9 protein-coding genes are annotated in these 6,914 nt (G+C 55.1%); 4 read left to right on the forward strand and 5 right to left on the reverse strand.

Going from position 1 to position 6,914, the window contains the following annotated elements; genetic code table 11:
- Window positions 1–157 precede the first annotated feature (157 nt).
- Window positions 158–352, forward strand: coding sequence for a hypothetical protein (locus ACP99_RS21650; protein WP_156105783.1), 195 nt, complete (start codon window positions 158–160; stop codon window positions 350–352).
- 430 nt (window positions 353–782) lie between these two features.
- On the opposite strand, the gene ACP99_RS16770 is transcribed toward ACP99_RS21650, so the two are convergent.
- Together ACP99_RS16770 and ACP99_RS21655 are read right to left on the reverse strand one after the other, a co-directional pair.
- A complete protein-coding gene (locus ACP99_RS16770) occupies window positions 783–1,967 on the reverse strand; it encodes a tubulin/FtsZ family protein (RefSeq protein WP_049987697.1) in 1,185 nt (394 codons plus the stop codon).
- A gap of 117 nt (window positions 1,968–2,084) precedes the next feature.
- Window positions 2,085–2,423 (reverse strand): DUF7577 domain-containing protein, encoded by a 339-nt coding sequence (locus ACP99_RS21655; protein WP_425601223.1) that lies wholly within the window; start codon window positions 2,421–2,423, stop codon window positions 2,085–2,087.
- A 433-nt stretch (window positions 2,424–2,856) separates the two neighbouring features.
- Here ACP99_RS21655 and ACP99_RS16775 point away from each other — a divergent pair, with 433 nt between their 5' ends.
- The gene (locus tag ACP99_RS16775) at window positions 2,857–3,282 is read left to right on the forward strand and encodes an ArsR/SmtB family transcription factor (RefSeq protein ID WP_049987698.1); all 426 of its coding nucleotides are present in this window, start codon (window positions 2,857–2,859) and stop codon (window positions 3,280–3,282) included.
- Window positions 3,283–3,284: 2 nt separating this feature from the next.
- The gene (locus ACP99_RS19590; RefSeq protein ID WP_081927552.1) at window positions 3,285–3,587 is read left to right on the forward strand and encodes a DUF7521 family protein; all 303 of its coding nucleotides are present in this window, start codon (window positions 3,285–3,287) and stop codon (window positions 3,585–3,587) included.
- Between the two features lie 63 nt (window positions 3,588–3,650).
- Here ACP99_RS19590 and ACP99_RS19595 read toward each other — a convergent pair whose 3' ends face one another.
- Window positions 3,651–4,277, reverse strand: coding sequence for a DUF502 domain-containing protein (locus ACP99_RS19595; RefSeq protein ID WP_081927554.1), 627 nt, complete (start codon window positions 4,275–4,277; stop codon window positions 3,651–3,653).
- Window positions 4,278–4,551: 274 nt separating this feature from the next.
- On the opposite strand from ACP99_RS19595, the gene ACP99_RS16785 reads away from it, so the two are divergent.
- On the forward strand, window positions 4,552–5,571 hold the full coding sequence (locus ACP99_RS16785) for a hypothetical protein (protein ID WP_231554328.1): 1,020 nt from the start codon (window positions 4,552–4,554) through the stop codon (window positions 5,569–5,571).
- 807 nt (window positions 5,572–6,378) lie between these two features.
- Here the strand turns inward: ACP99_RS16785 and ACP99_RS16790 are convergent.
- Together ACP99_RS16790 and ACP99_RS16795 are read right to left on the reverse strand one after the other, a co-directional pair.
- Window positions 6,379–6,615 carry a hypothetical protein gene (locus ACP99_RS16790; protein WP_049987701.1) on the reverse strand — a complete coding sequence of 79 codons (237 nt, stop codon included), beginning with the start codon at window positions 6,613–6,615 and terminating at the stop codon, window positions 6,379–6,381.
- Window positions 6,616–6,914: M48 family metalloprotease (locus ACP99_RS16795; protein WP_156105784.1), on the reverse strand; the 299-nt coding region annotated here is incomplete at its 5' end.

A 6,914-nucleotide genomic window follows, 5' to 3' on the forward strand; every position in this document is an offset into this window, starting at 1 on the left:
GGGGTTCGTCAGGTTCAGTCCGTGATACCGACTACATGTGTTCCACTGAGCTCACGCCGGATGTCGTTCTAGTTCCAGTCAAAGCGAGACAGTATACTCTCGACAGCTCGGACCAGCTGCGTATCGTAAGGAGATGCATCGAGGTGTCGATCTCTTTGTGAGCGAGGACAACGCGGTCCCGCGAGGATTTCTCGTCGTCGACGATCACGTACTCGATATCTTGTCCGGGATGGACGGCAAGGTCCTGAGTATTCTGTGTTTAGCTTTCTCGGTGTCAGCGGATATCCTGCTCTGCCCCGAACTTCTGGGACGTTCCGGAGGCTCTGCCCAGTTCTTGCTTTCTGTTCAGTAGGTCGTTGTCGTCTCAAGAAAACGATCCTCCCGAGACACTCGTTGAGGAGGACAAGGCTCGGGACGTGACTGTTGAGGAAACGATTAGGATGACGGCATCGCGAAGGCTGACCGCGGCTACGTTTTGATGGTTCCGGGGAGTAGCCCGGCGACGAGATTCGAACACGACGGGGACCATTACTCGAGTGAGGTACAGAAAACAGCTGAAACACGGGTGTTCGATTTTCGGTCAATCGTCTCTTGGAATCGCTTGTGGAGTATATCCCAACGCTCCTCTAACTGGTCAACCTTCAGGTGAAGCACGTTACTTCCATATTGATGGACTCTTCGAGTCGAGTAAAGCAATAGCTGATTATTTTTTCGGAGATGCGTACTCATGAACGCCCTCAAGGAGGAGGACGCGCATTCCGAAATTGGGGGAGAATGTCGTATTAAAAAAGCGAGTCGAGTTCGTCCGCATCATCTCCAAGAATCGATTCGAGATGGCGATCCGAGGACCCAGCCCTCTCCGAATTCGTGGTCTGTGCTTCACTTCCGACTGATCGCAATTCTCGAAGTCGATCAGCACCTGATATACCAGAAAACAGAACAACGACTGCGACCGTGTTCGACTCTGGAAGTGGGTAATCACCGCCACGTATCGAAAGACACCCGGTTTGCTCTTCTACCCATGTTCGCCCACGTTCGATTCCTTTACGGGTGAGACTGTCACTGGGACCGGCGACGGTAACGAGGCCGCGGTCGATCGAGACGTTGGCGGGTTCGACTGGGAGGGTGAGACGGCCAAGGGTTGCACGGCGAACGAGACTTGTTATCCGATTCGTTCCCCCAGCTGAATCCGGGGAAGACCCACTCGTAAATCGGGAGAGGAGGCCTGCCGACTCAGCACCGTTCTCCTCGTCGAGTGGCTGGGAGGCATATCCGAGTGTGGAGACACCACCGCCCTTGAGAGTGTTTATGATTTCGCTTGCATCGACGACACTTTCTGGATTCGCGGTTCCCATGTCAATGTCACCCGCTCCGAAGAGGACGCCAAGGCGAGTCGCGAGCTCTCGATTGATCGCTGTGTATCCGCCCGTCAGTGACTCGTTTGCCTGTCGATGGGCGTCGTTATCGAAGACAAGGAGGTTGTCCAGTTCCCGGACAGCAGTCTGTGAGGAGCGAGCGGCATTGAGTGAATAGAGCCCGCCTTCATTGGTGCTCGGGAGAATGCCGAGCCCATAAACCGGCTCAGTATACAGCTGCTTGAGGTGCCGGCCGACGACGGGAAGGGCACCACTTCCCGTCCCTCCACCGAGGGCAGCGACGAGGAGAAACGCATCGATTTCATGGACAGGAATCGTGTCGATGACGTGCTGGATCTCGGTGATATCTTCGGTGGTGATTGTGGCACCAAGCTCATTATCGCCACCGACACCCTGCCCGCCGACCTGTGACTGCCCGATGAGTACCCGTGCGTCCGCTGGAACGTGCTCGAGTGCGTTGAGATCAGCCGTTGCTGTGTTGACCGCGAGTGCATCATGGACGATGTGGCTGTTCGTTCGCTGATCGTACTCAAGGAGGGCATCAACGATTTTCCCACCCGCTTGGCCGAGACCGACGACGCCGAGTTTCATATGGGACCACCCTACCTACCCGGTAACAGTTTGTAAAGCCAGTTTCCCGGTTTCGGGTAGTGAAGCGGTGTACATCTGGTCGGAGCGAATGCCCCGGGACGTGACCCCCGCGGCGATTCACTGGTCAGACATTCGATCATCGTCCCAGGATCTCCGAACCGTCGAAGGTAACCGGTTGATACAATTGTGGCAGTATCGATATCCGACGGGATTCCGTGCGCCACAGTTTTGGCAGACAACAACCCAGTCATCTGCTTTTGAGGTATCCTGTTGCACCTTCCGTGCTTTGACCGCGATAGCAGGATGGGAATGGCGGCGACGTCGTAGACGGGGGAGTACGAAGAAATACCCGAAGACGAGCAGTACACCGATCGCAACAAGGGCGATTTTGGTTTCATCCGAGACCGTGATTGCGGACATCCATTGGCGAACAGAACGAACGAGTTCAGTCAGCATTTCGTCTAGAAGTGAAAGCTTCAATATGACATCCTGCACGGGCACTATTCGTGCAATCGTTCGCCAATGGTATCTCCGTTAAGCACGGTTTCGGATAGCGAATCCCAGAGTCCCATTAACAAGGAACGAACTCAAATCTCTGATTGGGTATCTATGATATCCGGAAACCCACGGTGAACGGAGATCACGATACCTCAAAAGCCGGTTGAAAACAGATTAGAGGTACCCTTCGATTCGTCGTGCCCACCCCTCGTCTGTAGCTCCCTTCCCCACCCCTGCCCCTTTCCACTACGGAACCCGACACTATTAGGAAAGATTGATACGACAACCGTAGCAAAAACTGAATACGAACGGTTGCGGGACGTCTTCGGACCGTGAAGCCAATCCCTCAATCGTACATACGCGGGGAAGCAACGCAGAGGTGGCATGGACTGTGAGCAAAGAATGGGAGCCAGAGAACGTGTTCGACGTCCTCGGGAGCGAGGTTGCTCGGCAAATTCTTGCGTTAGCCAGCCTCAAACCCCTGTCAGCCACCGAACTCGCCGAACACTGTGGGGTCTCGGAGCCAACGATTTATCGACGGATTCACGCGCTCCAGGAATACGATATGCTGGACGAACAGATGGAACTCGACGATGAGGGCCATCACTACAAACGATTCAGAACGAGCCTCAAGGAGGCACGGTTCCAAGTTGACGAAGGACAGTTCGATATCGATATCCAGCTCAAGAAAGACTACTCTGACAAGTTCACGGATTTCTGGAACGATCTGGAGAAGGGAGCGACAGAGGTCTCAAACGATACGAACGCAGACTCTCGTCATCGTGACAGTTCGTCGTCTGATCTCAGTGGTGGATAATCATGGCTGAGCCGCCGGAGTTCTGGAGTTTCCTCGTAGCCAATTCACTCCTGTTCATCGCCGGAGGAAGCTTGACCGCGCTCAGCTATCGAGCCTATCTTCGTATTCAGCAACGCAGCCTCCGCCTCGCAGCAGGAGGCTTCGCACTCATCACTCTCGGTGGCCTCCTCGACATCATCTATCAACTCGGTGTTCGGCAAGACTACAATCTTGGTGCCCGTGAATCGCTTGCGCTTCAAACGCTTGATAGCCTGGTTATTACTGCAGGACTTGTCGTTATTTTCTATGCCCTATCTCGGTACTGACTGTTTACGACGAAAGCCTGTTGGACGCTATATTCCGGACTTGGTTGATCATAATCCGTTGGATTAATCAGTTGTCGTAGGTGACGGTGAGTTCGGTGGTCGGTCTTCTTCATTTAGAGCATCCGGTTGTGGGGCTTCTCCAAACCCGCAACTAATAATGCGGATGAGGGCATCCTCAACGGATTCATCGAGTTCTGTTACGTCCTCCGTCTCAAGTTCAACGACAAACCCTGTTGTGATGTTCGGTGCTGTCGGGATGAACACTACATCACGCCCATCCGACGCACGATTTCCAGTCTTGAATCCAGTCATATACATCCCGGGCCACGTTTCAACTCGCACTGGCGTGCGTAGGTGGTCAGTGCCGTCAACAACCGTCTCGATTCCCATTTTCGAGGCGTTATAGACGATTCGCAATCCAGGGATACGATTCACGAGCGTATCCAGTGTGGCTTCAACGATTGTTCCAGTCGTCGTCCGCATTAATGAGCCGGTGACCAAGACGAGCCCAGCGAACCCGGCGAGAACGATTGCGACGCGAACGATTGGTGGCTGCACAGCATTCAATACCGGGAAACTAGCAAGCACACTGTATATCCATATGACAACATACGCTATGACGAGAAGCGGAGCAAGAACAACAAGACCACTCGCCGCATCTCCTCGCCACGTTGTGAGCCGGCCAGCCATATAATTAATCCAGACACCCCCAGCAGTCATCGCGTTTAGTAGAGATGAGAGTCATAACGTGAGACGGCAAAATATCCACATCGATTTCTTGGAGTGAATTGGCCCTGCTACCGGATCGAAAGCAGAGAGGAGTCATAATTCCTCGTTCATAGTTTCATTCCCCGAAAGCTAGGTACCACATAGCGACCAGCTTCTCGGTGGCTCCCCACAGTTTCGGTATATGTAGCTCTCCATCTCTTTCCTTATCGGCACAACGTGAGGTCCCACGTGGACGATGAACGGAAGAAAACTTGTTACTAGCCTCGTAGTCATAATGCTCTTGGTGGGCGCAACGCCAATGGGCGCCCTTGCGCAGGGAGCATCAGATCCCCAGCCAGTACTGCTGGACCAAGACACGACCCATATTGCGGACATCACTGTTGACGGACAACAGTACAGCGTCTACGAACACAAGAACGTCTTCTCCTGGGCCAGTGGCATCGACATCTACACAAATGGTGAGCGTGTCACCTCGGAATCGACTGCTGAAGCGGTCCTGACAGCACTCGCACAACGACGGGCTGTTCAAGACCTCGGAGCAGAGGACATCAATCAACTCCGCACGACGTCACAGAACGCCAGTACGGCAGCGACCAACGTATCATCGACGGCCACTGCAATCAACGAGACGCTCGTGTACATGGAGCGGATGAAAACGGTCCGCGAGAACGGGACGACGGTCTATAACGCGTCAGTCGAGGCAGCACCCCAAATCACCGAATTCAATGAAACCGCACGCGAACTGCACCCGCAACTTCGCTCCTTCGAGAACACTTCGACCGCGTACCGATCGAATGCAACAGCCCTCATCGACCTGCTCGAGCAGCGGGAGAACGGAACTGACGTCGATCCCCAGCGGCTCTACGCCCAGTACGCAGCAACACTCGACGCGAAAAACGATGTTTCGGACCATCTCGGATTCGACAGTATTGCCGAGCCACTCGGCGAGGTGGCCGGCACGAGCGAGACCATCGCGATGAACGTTTCATCAGTTCCCGAACGCGGAAACGAGACAGCACAACACTTCTGGAGAGTCCATAATGAGTCAACTGTCGCCGCAAACCAAACCGCAGCACTCGGCCTCGACGACTTCGAGTTCGATGACGTCCAAGACCGGGCCGAATCACTCGAAGAGGACTGGATGGAGGAGTGGAACTCGCGGCGGAGTCCCGCGTCCACAGTCTATCAGTCGATAGCTGCGATTGTGGTCGGTATTGCTGCGGTGGGTGGATACATCGCCTGGCGTCGGCGCTAATTTCGTCGCCCTCCCACTCGATCGATAGCTGTGTGAATCAGGGCGGAAGGACACAACTCACTTTGATTGAGTGAGTTCGGACTCATTGCGTCCACCATCGAAATCCCTGCCCAGAAACTCCTCGATATATACTTCCCAGGGGTCTGCACAGAGCCGTTCGAGACACGGCGGCTGGGGCGTATCGACGAGATCTCGCCGAACAATCTCTGTGTGTCGTGTCGTGATCGGAAAGGCTGTTCCACAGCGCGAACACGTGTGTGTTCATCTTTGGTTCCATGTTTCCACGTCCGAGTCCGTTGCAGTTAGTTGGGCGAGTTCTCTCCTTAGCGATCTGGAGCCACGAATATTGGAATGATAAATTCCCACATTGTCCAAGAGAACGCACCAATAGTGATTAGCCAGAAGAGCAATCCGAGCAGTAAGAGAGGGAGACTCTCCTGGAGGCTCTCCGCGTACCATGACTGCGTATAGATGAGTAGAGCCGTACCACCACCAACACCACCACAGTGGACAAGCACTTTGGTCAACTGCTCGTCTACTGGGAGGGAATTCGTCTGTTCTTCAGTAGTCGCCATTTTGATTGACTGTGAGCTCTGTTGGCTTTAGATATGGAGGTCGCCTTCAGAAGGCGAAAAACAAGAGATTAGCCGTGTTCTTTATAGAGGAGAGATGGCTCCTCCTCGGACATCAGCGCGGGCTCTGTCCACGGACACTCTGGATGTTCCACTCCCAACAGAGCTTTAGAAACGAAGATGCACTGTATGCCGCCAAGAACAACCGACCCAACATCGCCCAGCAGTTCGACGGTTAGGCGTACGTCTGGTAGGTGATGAACGCAGCTATTGCGAGAGAGACGACACCAAGCCCACGGGCGACCCACGTCCACCGGGCAGAAATCGCTTCGTCAGTGCCGTAGTCCCCGCGGCGTCGACGGGTCGGGCCGACGAACACGGACATCCGGAGCATGGTTCGCGGCGCGGCGAGGAACGCGACGCCGAGCGCGGCGCCGAGGACGACCGCAAGGAGTTCGCGTATCCCGGGCATCTACGAGCGAAGCCGTTCGATGCGCTTCTCCATTGGCGGGTGCGTCGAGACGATCCGCTGGAGGAAGCCACGGTCGGGACTGGAGATACAGAGTGCGCTCACCTGCTGGTCGATGTTCGCGTCGCGGCGCCGGTCACCGCGGGCGCGGCCACGACTTCGCTGGGCATTCCGGGCTGACTCGCGGGCTTGCTGGTTACCCTGATCGATTTTCTCAAGGGCACGGGCGAGCGGGTCGCCGGAGCCGATGGCACGTCTCGCGTCGGCGTCGGCGACGTACTCGCGGTACCGAGAGATGGCGA

Origin of the sequence: Halobellus rufus (genome assembly GCF_000739575.1) — an archaeon.
In the GTDB taxonomy this organism is placed as follows: Archaea; Halobacteriota; Halobacteria; order Halobacteriales; family Haloferacaceae; genus Haloquadratum; species Haloquadratum rufum.

Coding starts and splice junctions, on each gene's coding strand:
- ACP99_RS16770 (WP_049987697.1), bottom strand. CDS start 1,967: ATGAAACTCGGCGTCGTCGGTCTCGGCCAAGCGGGTGGGAAAATCGTT.
- ACP99_RS21655 (WP_425601223.1), bottom strand. CDS start 2,423: ATGCTGACTGAACTCGTTCGTTCTGTTCGCCAATGGATGTCCGCAATC.
- ACP99_RS19590 (WP_081927552.1), top strand. CDS start 3,285: ATGGCTGAGCCGCCGGAGTTCTGGAGTTTCCTCGTAGCCAATTCACTC.
- ACP99_RS19595 (WP_081927554.1), bottom strand. CDS start 4,277: ATGGCTGGCCGGCTCACAACGTGGCGAGGAGATGCGGCGAGTGGTCTT.
- ACP99_RS16785 (WP_231554328.1), top strand. CDS start 4,552: ATGAACGGAAGAAAACTTGTTACTAGCCTCGTAGTCATAATGCTCTTG.
- ACP99_RS16790 (WP_049987701.1), bottom strand. CDS start 6,615: ATGCCCGGGATACGCGAACTCCTTGCGGTCGTCCTCGGCGCCGCGCTC.